15 protein-coding genes are annotated in these 21,553 nt (G+C 72.5%); 5 read left to right on the top strand and 10 right to left on the bottom strand.

Annotation, left to right across the window (positions count from 1 at the left end):
• Positions 1-11 precede the first annotated feature (11 nt).
• The 8 genes from POF73_RS03815 to POF73_RS03780 all read right to left on the bottom strand — a co-directional run bounded on the left by POF73_RS03815 (position 12) and on the right by POF73_RS03780 (position 14,288).
• A complete protein-coding gene (locus tag POF73_RS03815) occupies positions 12-4,607 on the bottom strand; it encodes an SAV_2336 N-terminal domain-related protein (RefSeq protein ID WP_272112990.1) in 4,596 nt (1,531 codons plus the stop codon).
• Positions 4,597-5,613 (bottom strand): AAA family ATPase, encoded by a 1,017-nt coding sequence (locus tag POF73_RS03810; protein WP_272112989.1) that lies wholly within the window; start codon positions 5,611-5,613, stop codon positions 4,597-4,599. The genes POF73_RS03815 and POF73_RS03810 overlap by 11 nt, the downstream gene beginning before the upstream one ends.
• 42 nt (positions 5,614-5,655) lie before the next feature.
• A complete protein-coding gene (locus tag POF73_RS03805) occupies positions 5,656-7,335 on the bottom strand; it encodes a VMAP-C domain-containing protein (protein WP_272112988.1) in 1,680 nt (559 codons plus the stop codon).
• The gene (locus tag POF73_RS03800) at positions 7,332-7,745 is read right to left on the bottom strand and encodes a CU044_2847 family protein (protein WP_334313575.1); all 414 of its coding nucleotides are present in this window, start codon (positions 7,743-7,745) and stop codon (positions 7,332-7,334) included. Before POF73_RS03800 ends, POF73_RS03805 begins: the two co-directional genes overlap by 4 nt.
• A 121-nt stretch (positions 7,746-7,866) precedes the next feature.
• Complete coding sequence (locus tag POF73_RS03795) at positions 7,867-9,513, bottom strand: carboxyl transferase domain-containing protein (protein ID WP_272112986.1); 1,647 nt, start codon at positions 9,511-9,513, stop codon at positions 7,867-7,869.
• Positions 9,510-11,015, bottom strand: a complete 1,506-nt coding sequence (locus POF73_RS03790) for an acyl-CoA synthetase (protein WP_272112985.1) — start codon at positions 11,013-11,015, stop codon at positions 9,510-9,512. The genes POF73_RS03795 and POF73_RS03790 overlap by 4 nt, the downstream gene beginning before the upstream one ends.
• A 61-nt stretch (positions 11,016-11,076) precedes the next feature.
• The gene (locus POF73_RS03785) at positions 11,077-12,705 is read right to left on the bottom strand and encodes an IS200/IS605 family accessory protein TnpB-related protein (RefSeq protein ID WP_272113189.1); all 1,629 of its coding nucleotides are present in this window, start codon (positions 12,703-12,705) and stop codon (positions 11,077-11,079) included.
• Between the two features lie 179 nt (positions 12,706-12,884).
• On the bottom strand, positions 12,885-14,288 hold the full coding sequence (locus tag POF73_RS03780) for an SLC13 family permease (protein ID WP_272112984.1): 1,404 nt from the start codon (positions 14,286-14,288) through the stop codon (positions 12,885-12,887).
• 199 nt (positions 14,289-14,487) lie between these two features.
• Between POF73_RS03780 and POF73_RS03775 the strand changes: the two genes are divergently transcribed.
• From POF73_RS03775 to POF73_RS03760, 4 genes are all read left to right on the top strand, one after another.
• Positions 14,488-15,201 carry a FadR/GntR family transcriptional regulator gene (locus POF73_RS03775; RefSeq protein ID WP_272112983.1) on the top strand — a complete coding sequence of 238 codons (714 nt, stop codon included), beginning with the start codon at positions 14,488-14,490 and terminating at the stop codon, positions 15,199-15,201.
• Between the two features lie 78 nt (positions 15,202-15,279).
• Positions 15,280-15,738 carry a MarR family winged helix-turn-helix transcriptional regulator gene (locus POF73_RS03770; protein ID WP_272112982.1) on the top strand — a complete coding sequence of 153 codons (459 nt, stop codon included), beginning with the start codon at positions 15,280-15,282 and terminating at the stop codon, positions 15,736-15,738.
• A gap of 235 nt (positions 15,739-15,973) precedes the next feature.
• Positions 15,974-18,313, top strand: a complete 2,340-nt coding sequence (locus tag POF73_RS03765; RefSeq protein WP_272112981.1) for a glycosyltransferase — start codon at positions 15,974-15,976, stop codon at positions 18,311-18,313.
• Positions 18,310-19,536, top strand: coding sequence for an acyltransferase family protein (locus POF73_RS03760; protein WP_272112980.1), 1,227 nt, complete (start codon positions 18,310-18,312; stop codon positions 19,534-19,536). Before POF73_RS03765 ends, POF73_RS03760 begins: the two co-directional genes overlap by 4 nt.
• A gap of 103 nt (positions 19,537-19,639) precedes the next feature.
• Here the strand turns inward: POF73_RS03760 and POF73_RS03755 are convergent, their stop codons facing one another.
• Complete coding sequence (locus POF73_RS03755) at positions 19,640-20,077, bottom strand: VOC family protein (protein ID WP_272112979.1); 438 nt, start codon at positions 20,075-20,077, stop codon at positions 19,640-19,642.
• Between the two features lie 44 nt (positions 20,078-20,121).
• Positions 20,122-20,565 carry a helix-turn-helix domain-containing protein gene (locus POF73_RS03750; RefSeq protein WP_443049406.1) on the bottom strand — a complete coding sequence of 148 codons (444 nt, stop codon included), beginning with the start codon at positions 20,563-20,565 and terminating at the stop codon, positions 20,122-20,124.
• A 107-nt stretch (positions 20,566-20,672) separates the two neighbouring features.
• Here POF73_RS03750 and POF73_RS03745 point away from each other — a divergent pair, with 107 nt between their 5' ends.
• Positions 20,673-21,551, top strand: coding sequence for an ATP-grasp domain-containing protein (locus tag POF73_RS03745; protein ID WP_272112977.1), 879 nt, complete (start codon positions 20,673-20,675; stop codon positions 21,549-21,551).
• Positions 21,552-21,553: the final 2 nt, after the last annotated feature.

The following is a 21,553-nucleotide window of genomic DNA, read 5'->3' as shown; positions in this document are numbered from 1 at the left end:
CTGATGGGGTGTCAGTCCCGCGTGTCGGGTTCCGGGGAACGCGCCGCTTCGAGTATGGGGTGCAGGTTCGGCACGGTGAGGTACGCCGTGTCGAAGCGCGGACGTGGCTGCCCGTCCCCCGCGTGGCCGACGAAACGCATGCCCGCGGCATCGGCGGCGGACTGTTCGGTGAAGGTGGAGCCGATCAGCACACAGCGGGCGGGGGAGACGCCGAGCCGCTCGGCTGCCCGGAGCAGGACGTCCGGGTGCGGCATCAGACGGGTGAGGTCGGGCGAGCGTCCGTGCACACCGCCGGACAGACAGGCGGTCAGCCCGTGCCGGTCCAGATAGGTCTCGGCCGCGCCCGCGGCGTGGTCGGTGACGACGGCGAGCGGGATGCCGCGGGTATACAGGGCCTGGACCAGTTCCTCGGACAGCGGTGCGGGCCGGGCGGTGCGGGCGGCCCAGGTCTCCTTGCGGTTGAGCTCGATGCGTACGTCGTCCACGGCCGGGTGTCCGGCCAGCGCGCGGAGCACCTCGATGGGGGTGAGGTCGTCCGGGTGCGGGCCCTCGGTGGCGTGGCGGGCGAGGTCCCGTACCAGCTCGCGCATGGCGTCCGGGGGGAACAGCTGGGTGAGCGTGCCGTCGAAGCCGAGGATGACGGCGTCGGTGTTCTGGAAGAGGGCGGCGGAGGCGCCGGCTGGTGGGGGCGCTGTGGGGGCCGCGGGTGGGGCGGGAGTGGTGTCCAGGGAGACGTTCCAGCGGACGGTGTATCCGGTCGAGGCCTCCAGGGCCAGCGCCTCGACGAGCGCTGCCTGCGCCTCGTCGGTCTGCGTGGGGCCGTATGCGAGGGTCAGGTGGCTCAGCTGGGCACGCAGGTGCCTGCGTACGGTGCCGGCCACGTCCCTCAGCCCGGGCCGTCCGGCCGCCCTGACCGGCTCGGTGATCTGCCAGAACGCCTCACCCGTGGCCCTGAAGACGGGAATGCCGTCGACCGGCGGACCCGACTCGTCGAGCTCCATACGGTGCTCGGTGAGATCCACTTCGTAGTAGACCGTGGCCTCTGGGTCGGGGGTGGGCGTGAACCTGCCGCCCATGCGGGCGTAGACGACGGTACGGGTCCTTCCGGGGCCTCTGGGCAGAGCAATGGCGGGCAGGGGGAAGGGGCCGAGTACGGGAGAGACGAGGCCGGTTTCGGGGGCGTCGTGGAGCATGCGCGGCAGCAGGGCCAGGCGGTACCAGCCGGCGGACGGTTCGGGGCCGAGCGGTTTGAGCAGCGGGCCGGCGTCGGGCTCGACGTCCCATGCGTCCCGCAAGGTCGACGCGACGGCGATGATGCCGCGCTTCTCCGGTGTCTCCAGATGGCGTTGGACCGCCGCGTGGTCGGGCTCGTCGGCGAGACCGACCTCCGAGCCGCACCAGAACACGATCCGCAGCCGGATGCCGCCCAACTGTACGAGTACGTCCTCGAACTGGCGCCAGGTGACGGAGAACAGTGGCTCGGCGGACGCGCCCGCCGAGAAGAGCACGCTGTAGCCCAGGTCGCGGGTCAGCAGCCGGTACGCCTGCGGATCCAGTCCGCTCGCCGTCAGCAGCCGAGTGACCGCCCGGCCCAGCGCCGCGTGGGTGTCCTCGTCCTGGGGGACGTCCGCGAAGCCGTAGAAGACGACGGTGCGGTGGTCTCCAGGGGATTCGTCGCCGCCCTCGACTGCCATCCGGTGCAGGCGACGGAGGCCCTCGTGGCCGGGGTACTCATCGAGGAAATCGGCCAGATCGGCTGCGGCCCGCTCGAACTCGCCCAGTTCCAGGTCGAGTTCGGCGCGGGTCGTGCACAGCGAGATCCGGAGCCGGTGAAGGTGGGCGCGGGTGGCGTCGGCGGCGGGGCCGGGGACTCCGTCCAGGGCGGGCCCGTCCCACAGGCCCAGGGCCTCGTGCACCAAGACGCGGGCGGATTCGGCATGCCCCGTCGCACGCTCGGCCTCGGCCCGCGCGACCAGCTCCTCGCAGTGGTCGAGGTCCACGTAGTCCACGCTGGTGTGCAGGGCGTAGCCCCTGGAGGACGAGGCCAGCGCGCCGGAGCCCAGGGCGATCCGCAACCGGGACGCCGTCCCCATCACCTCGCCCTTCGCGTCCGCCGGCTCCCGGCCCCGCTCCCACAGCCCCTCCCGGAACTCGTCGTGGGTCACCACGCGGCCGCCCTTGACCAGCAGCATCGCGAGCATGGCGCCGACCTCCGGCGGCAAGTGCACGGATCTGTCCGGGAGTTCGACCCGCAGCGTGCCCAGGAGGTGGTAGCTGTGCCGGTCGGGATGGTCGGCCGACAGGGGGGAGCCGCCCAGCGCCGCGAGCCGGGCCAGGCTCTGCGCCGCGGCGTCACGGTTGCGGGACAGCAGGGCGTCGATCGTGTCCGCGAGCAGCGGTCGGAAGGCGGCCGGGACATGGACGAGCCGAGCCGCAGTCACCAGCCGCCGTGACGGACCTGCCGCCAGCGGGAGCAGCAGCTCGGCGAAGTCCCGATAATCCTGCGGATACCCCTCGGGGACCGAGGTCTGCCCCGGTGCGGCCAGTGCGAGCTTCACCGTGCCGTCGGGCAGCAGGATGACCCGCGACATCATGATCCCGCCGTGGGCGACACCGGCGTCGTGCAGGGCGAGGACGGCCTGCGCGAGCTGCGCCGCGACGGAGATCAGCAGCGGCGGGGGAAGCCGGTAACCACTCCCCGCGACCATGGAGTTGAGGTCGATCCCGTCCAGGTGCTCCGTGACGAGGTACGGCGTGTCCCCCTCGAACCCGAAGTCGTGCACCACCGCCACATGGGGGTTGTCGACGTTCCGGAGCAGCCGGGCGTCCCGCAGGAACGCCTCTTGTCGAGCGGGGTTCGTGGTCCGTGTGACCAGCCGGACCGTCACCACCCGGTCCGTGTCCGGATCGTGCGCCCGCCACTGCTGCGACTGCGGTGCGAGCCGCTCCAGCAGCCGGTACCGGCCCCCGACCACCCGCTCGTCCACCACCCGATCGTCCGTTCCCGACATCAGCCCGCCCTCGGCCAGCTGCCCCAGCCTCTCGGCACGGACCGTGGCGAACGGTTCGTCGTCCACCGCGGTCTCCGCGCCCGACGCCGTGGGGGTCGACGCCCGGAACTCCCCGGGCGCCCGCCCCACCCGCTCCTCGATCACTCCGCCCACCTGGCGCAACAGATCGGCGGTGCGGTTGCGGGCGGTGCGGGGCAGACCGCGCAGCAGCAACTCCCGTACGCCGGGCCGGAAGGCGTACGAGCCGGGCGGCCCGGGGACCGTCGTGAGCATGCCGCTGAGGATCACCTCGGCGAGATGCTGGGGGCGCGGCCGTGGCTCCACGGCGGCCTGGACGAGACGCATGACGGGCAGGTCGGGGCGGCCGAGCGCGAGATGGCCGGCCAGCCGGAACGCCTCCTCGGAGGCGAGGGAACGGAACCGGAGGACCAGCTCCTCGGCGGACAGCAGGGTCACGTCGGTGCGGCCGCCCAGGGGGCCGTCGGGGTCGGGCGGCAGCGGATGGTGGTGCAGCCGCGCCGCCGCGCCCGCGAACTCGGCGCGCCCCGGGGACGCGGTGAGCGACGCCCAGTTCGCCAGCCACACCGGGGCCGGTTCCAGCACGGGGAGGGCGACGGCGCCCTCGGGGCCGTAAGGAATTGTCGTGCCGTAGGGATTCGCTGTGCCGTAAGGGTCCGTCGTGTCGTACGGCGTGAAGGCGAGGGTCGCCGTGGGCGCGACCGGATACGGCGAGGAGAGCAGGCCGGGAGCCGTCGGCAGGGCCGTGCCGCGCCACAGGTGTTCCGGGAGGGGCTGGACGACGGCCAGCGGCATCCGGTGGGCCCAGCGGTGCAGCGTGCCGTACCAGCGGACGGCCGCCTCACCGGTGCGCCACTGCGGGCCCATGCAGTCGCTGACCAGGAGGGTGACCGTGCGGCCGTCGGCGGGGGCGAGTGCGCTGTGGCCGCGCACCGTGCCGTCGGGTTCGGCGCGGTGCAGGGTGACCGTGCGGAAGATGCCCGACTGGGCCAGGGCCGTGTGCAGTTCGCGGATCAGGGGGCGCCAGACGGGCATCGTGGGTCCGGCGTCGTGGACCAGGTTCAGGCGCAGCCAGCGCTCCCGTGCGGGGCGCAGGACGGGGAGCCACCACTCGGGGGCGGCGTCGAGGCGGGCGATGCGCTCGGCCGTCGCCGCCTCGTCCAGTTCCCAGCCGCGCGGGGAGGGGGCACGGCGTTTGAGGGGGCGCAGGGCGCGTTGCAGGGCGAGGGGGTGGCGCACCATCGGTGGGGCCGGGGCCAGGAGGGCGGTGTGGCGTTCGGTGGCCGCCGGGCGGAGCGGTGGTGCCGGCGCCGGGAGGTGGAGCGGGGCGCGAGAAGGCTCCGCGGGTGGTGGCGCGGACGGCTCCAGCGGTCGTACCGGTCGGGCCGGCCGCTCCTTCGGGGCCGGATCCGGGCGAACCGTCGATGCCGAGGGTGCGGTCGGCGGTTCCATGTGGCGGGCCAGCCACAGCACTTCGGCGAGTTCGAGCGGGGTGGGAGGTGCACCGCCGGCCGCCTCGGCCAGTACGTCGGCCAGGCGGGCCAGCGGCTCCGGAGCGCCGGAGGGCTCAGAAGGCATCGGAGTGCGGGGTCTCGCTCAGATACGGCATGAGCTGCTCGGCCAGCTCGTCGAGCGAGCCCGGGGCGACGTCACCGGCGCGGGCCAGGTAGATCGCGTTGAGCAGCTGGTCGGTGGCCAGGTCGCCGGCGCCCGACCGGGACAGGAAGCGGGAGATCAGGGTCCGGGCGTGGTCGTCGGGTTCCTCGCCGAAGTGGGCGCGGACGATGTCGGCGAGATGGGCGTCGTCCGGCTGGCGCAGACGCAGGGTGACGCAGCGGCGCAGGAAGGCGGGCGGGAACTCGCGCTCGCCGTTGCTGGTGAGCACGACGAACGGGAAGGCGCGGCAACGGACCCGGCCCCGCGACACCGTCACCCGGTCGTCGGTGCCGTCGACCATCACCTCGGCCGTGGGGAGGTGCCGGGCGGCGCGGACCAGTTCGGGGATCTCGTACTGTCCCTCCTCCAGGACGTTCAGCAGATCGTTGGGGAGGTCCAGGTCGCTCTTGTCGATCTCGTCGATGAGCAGGGCGCGGGGGCGGTCGTAGGGGAGGAGGGCGGTGCCGAGGGGGCCGAGGCGCAGATGGTCCTCGACGCCCGGGTCGGGGAGGTCCGCCGTCGGGGGCGTCCGGCGTGCCGCGTACAGCCGGGAGAGCGGGTCGTACTGGTAGAGGGCGTCGTGGAGGGTGCTGCGGCTGGTGATGTTCCAGCGCAGGACCGGGCCGAGGCCCAGCTCACGGGCGACCGCGTAGGCGAGCGACGACTTGCCGGTGCCGGGCGGGCCGGTCACCAGCAGGGGGCGGCGCAGGTACAGGGCCGCGTTGACCAGTTGGACGGTCTCCGGGGTGGCCCGGTAGGTCGCCGCGCGGTGTGTGCGGTCGGGCGAGGCGGCGGACGAGTCGTCGCTCTCGGCGGGCACCTGGAGCACCGGTCCGCCGTCGAAGGCACGCCAGGGCGGAGGGGCCGGCAGCCTGGTGATGCCGTCGTGCGGCTCCTTCGTGCCGGTGTAGACGGGCCGCAGGGCCATGTGTTCCTGTTCCTCTCCGGTGGTCGTGGTCGGTACGGCGGTTCAGGCGACGGGGGAGTGCAGGGAGGCGGGGGGTTCGGGACAGCAGCGTGGGTCGTCCCACAGCAGCTGGACGGACGCCGCCCAGTGCCGGGCCGGGTCGTCGGAGGCGTCCGCGGTCTCCCGCAACGCCCGGACGTGGCGGGGGAGTTCGGCCGGCGGGACGGCGGCTATGGAGGCGGCGAGTTCGTCGAGGAAGGCGCTGCCGTCGCAGGGCGTGTCGTGCGCCGGGCCGGGGCAGCCGGTGCGTGGCCACAGCAGCACCGGCACCGGGAAGTTGATGCCGACGTGGAAGTACTCCTCGACGGCCGCCGGTGGTGCCGCGAACGCCGCCAGGTGCGCCTCGTCGTCGCGGAACCGCTTGCGGAGGCCGGCCGCCCGCTCCCGGGTGCCGCAGTCGACGCGGTGCACGGCGGCCTCGGTACGGGCGTCCTGTTGCCGCCACTTCTTCGTCAGCTCGTGACGCAGCCGGCCACTGTGGTGCCGGGACTGCTCCGTGACGACGAGGGGGTGGGCGCAGCCCAGCGGGGTGGAGTCGTCGGCGCTGCACTCCCAGTGTGCCACCGGCTCGTTCAGCCATTCCCGGGGCAGCACGAAGACGATCAACTCATCGGCACCGGGAGCTAGTTGCGCGAAGGCGGCGTCGATGAGCTGCTGGACGTACGCCCGCACGCGGTTTCGCGGACGTCGATCGGTGCCCACCGGACGGCGCTGTCCGTCCCGGTACGCGGACACCGCGACGGTGACCTGGTCGGCACCGGCCCCGCTGCGGCCCAGCTCGACGAGGATCGGGGACCAGGCCGCCTTCCGGGACAAGGGCGAGGGCGGCGACGAGGGCGCAGGCGCGTGGAGCAGCTGGGCGAGCCGGTTCGCGAACCGGGTCACCGCCTCGGGGTCCGGGACCTCGCACTGCACGAACAGGGCCGCCCGCCACAGATCGGGGAACCCTTCGGGCGGCAGCGGCGGACCGTGCGGATGCACGGCGTCGAGGTACAACTGCTCCGGTGCGACCGCCAGCTTGCTCCGCACCGCCCGTTCCACCAGCGCGTACAGCCGCCTCTTGGCGTCCGGGTGGTGACCGGGCGTCGGGATCATGGCGCCCAGCGCGGGGTGGTGGCGGGCCATGACGTGGCTGGGGACCATCCGGCCGGTCCGCCCGTCGCGCCCGCCCGCGATCGAGGTGACCATGCCGACCACCCGGTTGTCCGGCAGGGTCACCGCGGCTCCGCTGTACCCGGCCGTCAGCGCCGGGCCGTACCCCGTCGTCGCCACCAGCTGGACCCACTCGTCGGCGATCAGCGTGCGCGACACGGCCGTGAACGAGGCGAGCAGGCCCTCGTCGTAGCCCTTGGGGAAGCCGTACGCGGTGAGGGTGGGGGCCGGATCGCCGTACTCCGCGTCGGGCGGTGCGAAGACGGCCGGGGTCAGGGGCACCTCGTGGTCCAGTTCGAGGACGGCCAGGTCGCCCGGGTCGTTGGGCTCGCCCGCCCAGCCGCCGTGCGCGACGACGCCGGCGGGCACCTCGCCGAGCCGTCCGCACTGCGGGAAGGCCACGGTGACTTCCGCGTCGCCGCTCCGTCGGACGACGTGCGCACAGGTGAGCACACGGCGCGGGGAGATCAGGAAGCCCGCGCCGACCTCGCCTCCGCAGACGATCCGCGCGTGCCAGGCGACGCTGCTCATGACTGTCCGGCGGGCTCCTGATCCGCCGAGGCACTGGCTTCCCGGTCCGCCGAGGCGCTGGCTTCCCGGTCCGCCGAGGTACTGGCTTCCCGGCTCGCCGGGGACCGGTCGGGGGCCCAGCTGAGTTTCACCACCAGGTGGCCCTCCGTGCTCCCCTTGGCGATGACGGCCCCGGCCTCCGCGGTGAGCTTCACGCCGAATTCGAGTTCCACGGTGTCCGGCTTGAGGGAGCCGTCCCGGAAGACCCGCAGCGCGGAGTCGGCCGCCGCGCGGACCCCGTCCAGGGCGCTCTCGAAGGTGCGCGCCGCCCGGGCCGGGCCGTCGCCGCCGCGCGAGACGAGACGGGCGCCGTGCTCGTCCTCGACGCCCTCCACGACGACCCGGGCGCCGCCGTCGGTCTCGAACTCCATCAACCCGTCCATGGCGCCGCTCGCTTCCCCCGTGGTGTGACCTCGCTGAACTCCATTGTTGCGGACGTCACTTGGAGATGTCCCGGGTTCCTCTGTGCAGGATTCGCGGAGCGTGGCGACGTCAGTCGCCTCCCGGGGCGCCGACGATGCCCCGTACGACCCCCAGCTCGACCAGGTCCTGCGGCCGTACCCGAAGCTGATCCGCCGTCGCCTCCACCTCCCCCGCCTCCCGCTTGAGGATGGCCGCCGCCAGCTCCGGTGCGATGACGGAGAAGTAGCTGTCCGGCGTGGCCCAGGTGTTGCCGGGTGCCGCGAGCGCCAGCGCGCCGCCCGAGCCGCCCTCGCCGATCAGCAGCGTCGTGATCGGGACGCGGGCGGCGGCCACCGCACCGAACAGGTCCGCGATCGCCGCGCCCGCGCCCTGCCGCTCGGCCTCCGCGTCGTTCGCCGCGCCCGGCGTGTCCACCAGGGTCAGCACCGGGATGCCGAGCCGGTCCGCGAGGCGGATCAGCCGGGCGGCGGTGCGGTAGCCGGCGGGGCGGGTGGCGGTCCCGGTCTGCGCGGCGTAGGCGACCGTACGGCCCTCGTGCTCGCCGAAGCCGCACAGCATGCCGTCGGGGTCGGTACCGCCGCAGCGGTCGCCGCTGATCGCGACGCGGTGAGTGAAGTAGGCCGCCAGATACGCCGTCGCGCGCGGCCGCCGGGGCGAACGGGCGCGGAGGACGGCGTCCCAGCCGGTGGTGGGGAGAGAGGTGGGGTGCGGCCGGGTGCCGTGCGGGCCGACGTCCGGTAGACCGGTTGTCGGCAGGTCGGTCGCGGCCGGGCTGGGTGTACCCGTCGGGCTGGGTGTACCGGTCGGGCTGGGTGTACCGGTCGGGCTGGGTGTACCGGTCGGGCTGGGTGTACTGGTCGGGCCGGGTGTACCGGTCGGGCTGGGTGTACTGGTCGGGCTGGGTGTACTGGTCGGGCTGGGTGTACTGGTCGGGCCGGGCGTATCCGTAGGGCCGGTCGTGCTGGTCGGCCCGGTCTCGGCGAGAGGGCGCGGTGGCGGGGCCGCGGCGGTGGAGGGGGCCGTCAGCAGGCGTAGCCACCGGGCCAGTTCTCCGCGCAGCTCGCCCGGTCGTACCACCGCGTCCACCGCCCCCGCCGCCAGCTGGGCCTCCGCCGTGTACGCCGCCGGGTCCGCGTCGGGTGGGCGGACCCTGGAGCCGGCGAAGCCGATCTGGGCGCCCGGCAGGGCGAGGGTGACGTCGGCGCCCGCGCCGAGGGTGGCCCAGCCGCCGCCGGTGGTCGGATCCCGCAGTACCGCGATCTGCGGGAGCCCGGCCTCTCTCGTGAGCGCCGACTGCCGTGCCACGCGCTGGAGTTGGGTCAGGGCGAGCATGCCCTCCTGCATACGGCTGCCGCCCGTCGCCACCAACGGCACCACCGGGAGGCGGCGGGCGCGGGCGTATGCGTACGCCGCCTCCAGCCGGTCACCGGTGCGTTCGCCCAGCGAGCCGCCCAGGAAGCCGAACTCGAACGCGATCAGGACCGCGCGGGTGCCGCCGACGGTGCCGGTGCCGCAGATCACCGACTCCTCCTCGCCCGTGCGCTCGGCGGCGCGGGCGCGCGAGGCGTCGTAGCCGTGCCAGGCGAGAGGGCCGTCGGGACCGGGCTTCCTGTCCGGCTTCCAGTCCGACTCCCCTGGCGGGTACGAGAGTTCGGTGAATGAGGAGTCGTCGGTCAGCAGGGCGACGACCTGGCGTGCCGCGAGCCGCTCCGTCATGAGGTCAGCGCCCGCTTCATGATCTTCCCCATGTCGTTGCGGGGGAGGGCGTCCAGGTAGCGCACCGTGCGGGGACGCTTGTGCGGCGCCAGGCGGGAGGCGACATGGTCGGCCAACTCGCCCGCATCGGGCGGCGACTGGGGATCGGCCGGGACCACCCACGCGACGATCCGCTCGCCCAGGTCCGCGTCCGGCTCCCCGGTGACGGCGGCCTCCCGCACCCCGGGGTGTTCGAGGAGCGCGTTCTCGATCTCGCCCGCCCCGATCTTGTACCCCCCGCTCTTGATCAGGTCGGTGGCCTTCCGGCCGACGATACGGACGTACCCGTCGGGATCGCGCACCGCCATGTCGCCGGTGCGGAACCAGCCGTCCGCCGTGAACGCCTCGGCCGTCGCGTCCGGGCGGTTGAGGTACTCGGTGAACAGGTTCGGGCCGCGCACCTGGATCTCGCCGACCGTCTCGCCGTCGTACGACGTGATCGGCGCGCCGTCCTCCTCCACGAGCCGCAGCTCCACGCCCGGCAGTGGCACGCCGACCGTACCGGCCCTCGGCTCGCCGTCCGCCCGGATGCTGGTGTTCATCAGCGTCTCCGTCATGCCGTACCGCTCGACGACCCGCTGCCCGGTCGCGGCCGTGATCCGCTCGTGGTCGTGCACGGGGAGCGCGGCCGACCCCGAAACCAGCAGCCGGGCCCTGCCCAGCGCCTTCGCCAGCTCCGGCTCCTCGGGGAGCGCCTGGGCGATGCGGTGGTACATCGTCGGCACGCCGAACAGCATGGTCGCGCCGCCGGTCAGCTCGCGCGTCACGCCCTCCGTGCTGAAGCGGCCGAGGTGGCGGACCGATCCGCCCCGGCGCAGCGGGCCCAGGATGCCGAGGACCAGGCCGTGCACATGGAACAGGGGCAGACCGTGGACGAGGACGTCGTCGCCGGTCCACTGCCAGGCGTCGGCGAGCGCGTCCAGGGTGGTGGCGATCGCCCGGCGCGGGATGACGGCGCCCTTGGGCGGGCCGGTGGTGCCGGAGGTGTAGACGATCAGGGCGGGGTAGTTCTCGCCGACCTGTGCGCCGTCCTGTGTGCCGACCTGCGCGCCGGTCTGGTCGGCCGCCTGGCCGTCGGCCTGCTCGTCGGGGCGGGGGCCGACCGCCCGTACGTCGACGTCCAGCCGCTCCAACTCCCGTAGCGGAGCGGGAAGTTGGTCACCCGGCGCGGCCAGCACCAGGCTCGGCGCACTGTCCGACAGGATGTGCCCCAGCTCCTTCTCCCCCGACTTCGGGTTGAGCGGTACGGCGGCGATCCCGGCCTCCAGCGCCGCCACCACGGCGACGGCGGTCTCCAGCGCCGGGGTCGCCCAGACGGCCACTCTGCCAGCCTCGCCGATCCGCGCCGCGAGGGCTCCGGAGGCGGCGCCGAGTTCGCCGTACGTCAGGGAACGGTCGCCGAACCGCAGGGCCGGCCGGTCGGCCGCCCGGCTGCCGGTCAGGGTCGGGAAGAGAGAGGACACGCGTCGTACTCCTTAACTATTCAACGGACACCGAGTGTTGTCGTCCACCGGCCTACCGTCCCTAAAGACTGAGCGGGAGTGGGTCCTGTCGCCAGTACCCATGCTCAGCCGCGCGCTCCGAACGGTGTTGGGCACGCTGGTCTCCCGCGTTCGCTCCGTATCCGGTCCCGTCGCATCGTGTGCGCGGTCCGGGGATACGAGGGCGGGTTTCCTCACGTCCGCGGGTGCCTGGTCCGGCCTGGGCGGTCCGATGCCCGCGACGATCACTCCGGTCGTCGTGGGGCGGTGCCGTCCGTCGCCGGATCGGGTGTCCGAGGGCGCGTCGTCCGATCGCGATGCTCGCGGCATCGTGACGGGTGGGTTTCCCGGTCTTGCTGGTGAGGGGCTTTTGCCAGTGCTGGGCGCCCCATCGGGAGGTGTAGGCGGGGTCGACGGCGACGAGGGGGATGCCGAGTTCGGCGGCCATCGACATCAGTCGGGAGCGCAGCCTGGCCACGGGCATGCCGCTGATCAGCCTGCGGAACCGCTTGCGCCTGCCGTGCTTCTCGCGGGTCTTCTCCGCTGCGAAGTCGAGGTCTTCGACCGCGATCGCCAGGCCATGGCGTTTGGCGAAGTGCAACAGGCGGGTGAGGGCGTGGCGGACTTGGGCGTCTCGGTGGGAGGCGGTGCCGGTCAGGTCGTAGCCGAACCGGAGCGGCTTGCCGACGGGGTTGCCGTGGTTGTCGAGGCGCCAGGCGGCCAGGTGGTCGGCGTTGGTGTCGACACCGATCAGCCCGTTCGCGCGGGCCGCCGCCAGCGGCACGGTCGTCACCGGGGAGATGCCCCACGAGGCGGTGAGGTACCAGCGCCCGCGAAGTGTGTCTTCGTGGACGCGGTAGGCGACGGCCCGGTTCGCGGCCACGCGGTCGCGCCACTGCTCGCCCCGGTGCGCGAACGCCACCCGCGCGGTGAGCACGTACCGGCCGTGCGGGGCGTTCGCCAGATACGCCAACGGCGCCGGGAGCTTGATGCTCACTTCGCCGTCCGGGCTGACGCGGATGGTCTCGTTGCCGTACCTCTTCCCGGACTCGCCGTCTGCCTGCAGAAACCGACGCCCGGCCTCCCACCGGGCGCGCCACTCCGGCTCGGTGAGCTCAGCGGCATCGAGGTGGTGGCGGATGTTCAGCAGCCGCTTCCCACCACGCACCACGTGCACGACACCGGCCCGCCAATCAGTGCGCGCCGTCTGGAGGCGGTCTTCGAGGACGTGCAGACGGCGGGACTTGGCGAACCACTCCTGCCTGCTGTGGTAGCCGCCTGGCGTGCGCTTGGTTCCCTTCTCGCCCACGGGCAGGGACAACCGGTGCGCGACCGTGCGTACGCCGGCTTCCAGGCCCTGGACGTGCGCGAGCTGCGCACGCCGCGCCAGAGTCCACTGATCGTGCGTGGCTTTCGTGATCGACCCGGCCCAGCGCGAGGACGACTGCGCGGTGAGAAGGCGCTTGCGCTCGGCCCAGGAGTCGCCGTCGTGATCCAACCCGACGGCACAACGGGTCTTCAGATCACGGGAAGCGAGCGAGCCGAGATGGTCGCCGACCAGCCGTAGCACCTCCTCATCCCCGGCGGTCAGGCGTTTGAGCCGGTCACGGACCGCGACACCCGCAGGGCCGGGCACCACGAACGACGCCGCCACATCCCGCAGCCCGCCCACTTCGACCACCCCCCTACAGGCCCGAAGAAACCCTCCATCACACCCAACGACCACCATCTGCAAAGGTCACTCATTCGATAGGCGAACTCTCATTCGCAGCGAGGGATGCACGCCACGGCCCGAACACTCGCTCGCACATGCCAGAACGCACTTGTGCGCTGTTACACAGCAGCAGCTCACTACCCCCAGCCCGGCACAACCATCACCAGCCACACCACCGCGGGCACCACCCCCACCACGATTCCTCCGTAGACCATCAGCTGCCGGAAGAAGCGCTCACGGTCGACATCGGGCGCCGCGGCCAGCACCAGCGCGCCGTTCGTCGAGAAGGGGCTCACGTCCACGACCGTCGCCGACACCGCGAGCGCCGCCACCATCCCGACCGCCCCGATCTCGCCCTGCGCCAGGAACGGCACGGCCAGCGGGATGAGCGCGCCCATGATGCCGACGGACGAGGCGAACGCCGAGACGATCGCGCCGATGTAGCAGAGCAGTACGGCGGCCAGCAGCGGTACGCCGATGCCGCCGACGCCCTCGCCGGCCCAGGTGATGGTGCCCATCTCGTCCAGTACGCCGACGTAGGTCAGCACACCGCAGATCAGCAGCACGGTCGGCCAGGCGATCTCGCCGACGGCCTTGCGGCTGTCGTCCGGCCAGACGGTGCTGAGGACGACGGCGAGGGTGATCGCGGTCAGGCCGGCGTCCAGGTCGAAGACCAGGACGGCGACGACGAGGGCGATGAGGGAGAGGAGGGTTGCGATTCGGGGTGGGGTGAGGGGGAGAGGGGCGGTGGGGGTGGGGGTCGTGTCGCGGGTGACGGTTGTGGTGGTTGTGGGGGAGGCGTGGGTGCCGGGAGCTGTCGTCGTCCCTGTGTCGCTTCGTTGTGGCTGGTCGAGCCCACGCGGCGGTAGCCGCACATCGATTGCAGCCCCGCGCCCCTTAGGGGCGTCTGCCTCGCCCTTCGTCACCGAGCCCTGCCTCCACAGGCGGAGCCCTCCGCACGCGACGAACACGACCGCCGCGATGACGAGATTGACGATCAGCGAGGCCAGGAACAGCGTGACCTCGTTGCCCGGCAGCTTCTCCCGCTCGACGATGCCGTTGACGATCGAGCCGTAGATGCTGATCGGCGAGAAGCCGCCCCCCTGCGCGCCGTGCACGACCATGGCGCCCATCAGCAGCGGGCTGATCCGGTAACGGGCGGCGAAGCTCAGCGCGATCGGCGCGACGATCGCCACGGCGGCCGGGCTCACGGCGCCGATCGCGGTGAGCGCGCCGGTGAGGGCGAACATCACCCAGGGGATGAGCGCCACCCGGCCCCGGACGAGCCGGACGGAGGCGTGCACCAGCCAGTCGGTGGTGCCGTTGGAGCGGGCGATCGCGAAGAGGTACGTGACGCCGACGAGGACGACGAACAGGTCGCCGGGGAAGCCGGCGAAGATGCCGTCCGCGTCGAGGTCGGCGACCAGCGTGCCGACCGCGAAGGCGGCGGCGAAGGCGAGCGCGCCCATGTTGACCGAGCGGGTCGTGGCGATGACGAACACCACGGCGAGGACGAGGATCGAGATGAGTTCGGGGGACATACGGGCTCCCGTCTTTGGGTCCCGGAGCTGTTGGGGGCGGGGAACGGCGACAGTGGTCGAGTGGCTGAGCCAATTCGACCCTGCTGGCTGGCTAGCGTGGGGTCGGCGGAGAGCGGCGTCAAGAGTTCCCGCAGAAATTGGCTCAGCCACTCTGCCACCTGACCGCCCGGTGTTACGCTCCCGGCGAGAGGGGGAGCCCGTGACCGACGCCCTGCGCCCCATGACCAAGCAGCGCCTCTACGAGCAGGTGCTCGACCGGCTGCGCTCGTACGTCGCCGAGGGCGGCCTCGGCGCCGGGGACCGGCTCCCGACCGAGCGCGACCTGGCCCAGCGGCTCGGGGTCAGCCGGGCCTCCGTGAAGCAGGCCATCGTGGTCCTGGAGGTGCAGGGCCTGGTGGAGGTGCGGCACGGGGGCGGTACGTATCTCGTGCGGGACAGCCTCGACGTGGAGCCGGTGGAGCGCATGGTCGAGCGCCGCCGGCGCCTGCCGGACGTCCTGGAAGCTCGCGAGGCCCTGGAGACGAAACTCGCCGAACTGGCCGCCGAACGCCGCACCGAGGAGGACCTCGCGGCGATGCGCTCGGCTCTCGCGCACATGGCGAAGGAGATCGAGGACAACCGCCACGGAGTGGAGGGCGACCGCCTCTTCCACGCCGCCGTCACCGCCGCCGCGCACAGCAGCATCCTCGCCGAGTTCATGCGCTCCATCGCCGGCCAGATCGCCGAAAGCCGCACCGAATCCCTACGCCAGCCCCACCGCCCCGCCCGCTCCCTCGCCCAGCACCGGGCCATCCTCGACGCGATCGCCGACCAGCGCCCGGCGCGGGCGGCGGCGGCCATGCGGCGCCATGTCCGTACGGTGGCGAAGGTGCGGTTGCTGGACTGGGAGCCGGAGGACACCGAACGGCCTTGACCTCAAGTCGGGTTGAGTTTCTACGGTCGGTCTCGTCGAACCAGCACAACAGCGACCGACACGACGGAGGGGCCGGCCATGGAGTACTCGCACAGCGACTCCGACCTGATCAAACAGCCCATCGGCTACTGGAGTTGGGCGGCCTACAAGGCCGTCATCACCCGCACCCGGGCCGCCCTCGCAGGGATCGGCACCACTCAGCCGCAGTGGTGGGTCCTCGCGCAGGTCGCCCGTGCCGACACCGTCAGGACCCGTGACGAGGTGTCCCGCCTCCTGCGGAACTACCTCGACACCGGCCCGCAATCCATGGAGTCGGAGATCGACACGACCATCGTCCAGGGCTGGATCACCGAGGACGCCGAGGGGCGCCTGGGCATCACGGCCGAGGGCAGGGCGTTCTACGAGAAGGCCGCGGCCCTTCAGGACGAGCTCTGGGCGGAACGGCACACGGGCATCTCCGACGAGGAGTACCTGACCACCCTCAAGGTGCTGCAGCGGTTCATCCACAACACGGGAGGGCGGGCCTGGCACCACTGACCGTGCCGGACGGTCGAGGCGGCGGTGCGGGGCGGACGGAGAATGCCCGCCGTGGGTTCCACGATGACCGTTGCTCTCACACTCGGTCACGCGATTCCCCCCACCTCCTTGGCATGGGCACGCAAAGGCAATCAAGGTGTTACACCGCCGCAGGTGTGGCGTCACGACGCTCGGTGAGGCTACGTAACGACAAAAGGTCCTCCCCCCACATCCGAACAGGATTGGACCCTCATACATGCACACCGAACTGAGGCGCGCACCCGCGCCCCGGAACAGTCCGGCCTGCCCGCCGACCGACGGGTCGGCACAAGGCCGTGTCCTCGCGGTCGGCACCCCCGGCCCCCGACGCGAACGGCTCACCCGCACCCTGGAATCGACGGGCTACGCGGTCACGCACGCCGCCCCGGGCGAGGTGGGCCGCAGCGTCGAGCACACGCCGCCCGACGCGATCGTCGCCCTGGACGGCCACGGCGGCGTCGAACAGGCCCTGGCCGTCGTACGGGAGATACGCACCGCACCCCAAGGCCAGGTCCTGCCCCTCCTCGTGGTCACCGCGGACCGTGAACCCGCGGGCGTCGCAAGCCTGTTGCGCGGCGGCGCCGACGACTGTCTGTCCGAGGCCGCCGAACCCGTCGAACTGTCGGCCCGGATCGCCGCCAAGCTGCACCGCGTCCCGGTCCCCGTCGACCGGCTGGCCCTCGACCCGCTCACCGGCCTGTACTCCGCACCCCACTTCCGCGCCGAGCTCGACCGCGAACTGCGCCGCCCCGGAAGCCGTCCCGGACGCCGCGCCGGCGTCCTCGCGGTGGTCGGCGTGGCCGAGGTGGACGCGCTGGTGGAACGGTTCGGGGCGCGGGTGCGCCGCGAGGTCGCCGAACGCCTCGCCGGAGTCGCCGAGCGACTCGGCAACGGCAGCAACCGGCTCGGCCGGGACGAGGATGGGCGGCTGCTCGTCCTCATGCCCGGCGTGGACGAGGAGGGCGCTCGCCGTGCCCTCCAGGAGTTCGCCACCACCGTGGCCGGCACCCGGTTCGTGGTCGCCGACGAGAACGTACGGCTGACCCCGGCCGTCGGCTGGCTCCCCCTCACCGACGCCGACGACCGTGCCGTCGACCGGGCGGGCGACGCCGTGGCCGAGGCCCTGCGCCACCGCGACCTGCGCCCCGTCCGCTATGAGCCCTGGATGCGGGCCACCACCCCGCGCCGCCGCCCCCGGCAGGTCGTACGCCCCCTCCTGCTGGCCCTCTCCCCGCTGCTCGCCCTGCTCGTCGGCGTGGGCGTGCCGTTCGCGCTGTACGAGCAGGCGTACACGGTGATCGGCTGGGACATCGCCTCGGCGGTCTACTGGGTGGTGGTGGCGGGGCTGGTCCTCTCCGCCTCCCTGATCCTCCTCGAATGCCTCTTCGCGCTCGACGCGCCCGCCCGGCCCGCGGCGCCCGCGCAGCCGTACCCGCCCGCGAGCGCCGTCATCGCCGCCTACCTGCCGAACGAGGCGGCGACGATCGTCGACACCGTCGAGTCCTTCCTGCGCCTGGACTACCCCGGCGACCTGGAGATCGTCCTCGCCTACAACACGCCCCACGCGCTGCCGGTCGAGGACACACTGCGCGAAATCGCCCTCCGCGACCCGCGGTTGGTGCTGCTCCCGGTGGCCGGCAGCACCTCCAAGGCGCAGAACGTCAACGCCGCCGTCAGCCGGGTGCGCGGCGAGTTCGTCGGCATCTTCGACGCCGACCACCACCCGGCGCCGGACGCCTTCCGGCATGCCTGGGACTGGCTGTCCAACGGGTACGACGTCGTCCAGGGCCACTGCGTGATCCGCAACGGCGACAGCTCCTGGGTGGCCCGGCAGGTGGCCACCGAGTTCGAGGCGATCTACTCCGTCAGCCACCCCGGCCGCACCCGCCTGTACGGCTTCGGCATCTTCGGCGGCTCCAACGGCTTCTGGCGCACCGACCTGCTGGCCCGTACCCGGATGCACGGCTCGATGCTGACGGAGGACATCGACTCGACGCTACGCGCGTTGACCGAGGGCGCCCGCATCGCCACCGACCGGACCCTGATCTCACGCGAGCTGGCGCCCACCCGTCTCAAGCCGCTGTGGAACCAGCGCTCACGCTGGGCCCAGGGCTGGCTCCAGGTCTCCCTGCGCCACCTCCGGCAGGCCCTGCGCAACCCGTCCTTCACACCCCGTCAGAAGGCGGGATTAGTGGTTCTGTTGGGCTGGCGCGAGGTCCAGCCGTGGCTCTCTCTGCAGATCCTCCCGATCCTCCTCCACTCGGCTCTGCGGGCAGGCGGCGCGGACCAGATCAACTGGGCCACCCCGGCCTGTCTGGTCGCCTTCGCGTTCACTCTCTCGGCGGGCCTGGTGCAGACCGGGTTCGCGGGCCGCCTCGCCGTGCCCGAACTACGGCGCAGGCGCGGCTGGTTCTGGCTGCACGCGCTGATCTCGACCGTCTTCTACACCCACTTCAAGAACATGGTGGCCCGCCAGTCGCACCTCAAGGAGCTGCTGGGAGACCGCCGCTGGAGGGTGACCCCGCGCGCGGCGACGAAGGCGGTGGGGCAGGAGTGAGCAACACACGCAGGCTCGAACTCCAGGGCTTCCGGGGCCTGGCGGCCCTCAGCACGGTCGTCTTCCACGTCTGGCAGCAGTACTACGTGTACGACGCGCAGGGCTCCCACCCGCCCCTCGACAACCCCTACCTCGGGGCGCTGATCTCCCTGGAGGTCATCGACCTGTTCTTCGTCATGTCGGCGTACCTGCTGACGCTCTCCTACGCACGGGCCGCGATCGACGGCGACGACCGGACCCGCCCGCGCAGGGACTTCCTCTTCCGCCGGGCGGCGCGGATCCTCCCGCTCTACGTCCTGGCGGTCCTGCTGGTCTGGTCGCTGCGCAACCCGTCCCTGCCCGGCGACTGGCGTGACCTGCTGGAACACCTCACGTTCACGCACGTCTTCGACCAGCAGCGGATCTTCTACACCCTCGGCCCGACGTGGTCGCTGTCGTTGGAGATCGCGTTCTATCTCACCCTGATCGCCGTCGGCCCCCTGGCGATCCGCGTCTGCCGGCGCCTGCGCACCCGCCGAGCCCGCGTGCTGCTGTGCGCGTCGGGCTGCGCCGCGCTCTATCTGGCGCCGGTGGCCTGGATCGCGGTGGCCCACCACGCCCTCGAAGTCCCGTACACCAACTGGCCCGTCTACTTCGGCCCCCAGGCCCGCCTCGGCGGCTTCGCGGCCGGGATGGCCCTGGCGGTACTGCTGGTGGCGCTGGGCGAACGGGGCCGCGTCGGCGCCCGTACGGCGACGGCACTGGCGGTGACCGCGGCGGTCGGCCTGTACGCCCTGTCGTACCACTCCGCCCCGGAGAACACCTGGCACACCTACTACCACCCCCTGGCCGCGCTCCTCTGGTTCGCCCTGCTCTACGCCACCCTCCACGTCCGCACAACGGCCCGCCCCCGCTGGCACGGCCTGCTGCGCTCGGGGTGGCTGACGGGCGTGGGCCTGGTCAGCTACAGCCTCTACATCTGGCACGAACCCGTGATGCTGGCCCTGTACGACTCCGGCGCCCTGCCCCGCTCCCAGGCGGGCTTCCCGCTGGCGGTGCTGTTCGTCGTCGCGGCCGGGGTGCTGGTCGCCGCGGTGAGCTACTGGGTGGTGGAGTATCCGGGCAGCCTGCTGGTGGGGCTGCGGGACAAGAAGGGCCGGCCGCGGGAGTTCTATCCGGAGCCGGATCCCGTACGGATGCCGGTGCCGGAACAGCAGCCGAAGCCCGAGCCCGCGGCGCGTTGACCCGCCCGGCACTCTGATACGCCGCTGTCCGGGCCCGGGGTCGGGGCAGCGGCGTCAGTGCAATGGGCGGTCCACCCCATGGCGTGCACGGGCAGGGCCCGGTTCAGCCCCGTTCCGGATCGAACTCCATCACCTGGGTGAGCCGGATGTTGTTGCCCGACGGGTCCCGGAACGACGTGTCGATCCCGTACGGCTGCACCGTGGGCGGGTCGTTGAACTCGACGCCACGGGCGGACAGTTCGTCATAGGCGGCCTTGCAGTCGTCGGTCTCCAGGAACAGCGTGCCGCCCGCCCCCTTGGCCACCAGATCCGACAGCTGGGAACTGCTCGCCCCGTCCAGCATCGGCGGCCCCGGCACGGGCATCAGCACCAGCGCCGGACCGTCCCCGCCGGGCGGGGCGACGCACAGCCACCGGAAGCTCCACGCCTCCATCGTCACGTCCGCCCGGACCTCCCAGCCGAGCTTCTTCGTGTAGAAGTCGAGCGCCGCGTCCTGGTCGTGGACCCAGAACTGAGCATTGGCGATCTTGATCGTCGACATGGCCGGTCCTCGTCGGTTGCCTGGATCGATTACTGGAATCGACGCTAGGCAGTCGGCGATCCCGTGTCTTCTCGAAACGTGCGGTTCCGCGGGCGTCCATAGGCCATCGCCACACAGCGGGGGATGCGCACATGCCGCGCGGCGGGCGGGTGCGCCGCCCGGTAGGCCTGCGGGGTCGTCCCGTACATCCTGCGGAAACTCGTGGTGAACGACCCGATACTGCGCGCACCGACGGCGACGCCGACCTCGGCCACCGTCCAGTCGGTCGCGAGCAGCAGGGCGGCGGCCCGTTCCAGGCGACGGGTCAGCAGGTACTGGTGCGGCGACTCGCCGAACGCCGCCTTGAAACTGCGGCTGAAGTGGGCCGGGGACAGCGCGGCGGCCGCGGCCATGTCGGCCACGGTGAGCGCCTCGCCGTAGCGGGCGTCCGCGAGGTCCTTGGCGCGGAGCAGATGACGCGCGATCGGAACATGTCCCACGGGACCCATTGTGCTGCTGTGGCTTCATCGAAGGCGAAGATCAAGTGGCCTGTCCCGGTTCCGCAAGAGCTTGTTAGCCTGCGAAGCGCTCACATGCCCCACTCGGAGGAGCCCCCGTGCCCCGCATAGCCCTCGTCACCTGCAGCCCCGGCCCCGACATAAGCATCGACCGCGACCTCCCGGTGCTGGTGGCGGCGCTGCGGGCGGCCGGGGCCGAGGCGGAGGCCGTGTACTGGGACGACGACGCGGTGGACTGGGGCGGCTACGACCTCGCCGTGCTCCGCTCGACCTGGGACTACAGCTGGCGTGCGACGGAGTTCCTGGCGTGGGCGCAGCGGTGCGCGAAGGTGACCCGGCTCGCGAATCCGGTCGGCGTGGTGCGGTGGAACGCCGACAAGCGGTACCTCGGCGATCTGGCGGAGGCCGGGGTGCCCGTCGTGCCCACCCGCTACATGGCCCCCGGCGACGGTTTCGACGGCCTCCCCGTCGACCACGAGTACGTCGTCAAGCCCACCTCCGGCGCGGGCGCCCGTTTCGCCGCCCGCTACACGCCCGACGAGCACGACACGGCCGTACGACAGCTCGCGCGCATGCACGCCGAGGGCTTCACGGCGATGGTGCAGCCATATGTGCAGGGCATCGACGTCAGCGGGGAGCGAGCCCTGCAGTTCTACGGCGGACGCCTGCTCCACGCCAGCCGCAAGGGCGCCGTCCTCACCTCCGGGACGCCGTACGACGAGAAGAAGGTCGCCCACCCCGACCTCGAACCCTGGACCCCGACCCCCACCGAGCTGGCCATCGCCGTTCGAGCCCTGGCCGCCGTACCTGAGGCTCCCGAGCTGCTGTACGCGCGGGTGGACCTCGTCGACGGGGAGGACGGGGAGCCGCGCGTGATGGAACTGGAGCTGGTCGAGCCGAACCTGTTCCTGTCCCTGCACCCCGGGTCGGTGCCCGGGGTGGTGGAGGCGGTCCTGGCGTCGGCTGCGCAGGGCTAGCG

It is taken from the genome of Streptomyces sp. HD (assembly GCF_028369295.1).
Lineage (GTDB): Bacteria > Actinomycetota > Actinomycetes > Streptomycetales > Streptomycetaceae > Streptomyces.
Note: the sequence above shows the minus strand (reverse complement) of the source record. Positions and strands in the feature narration are given on the sequence as shown.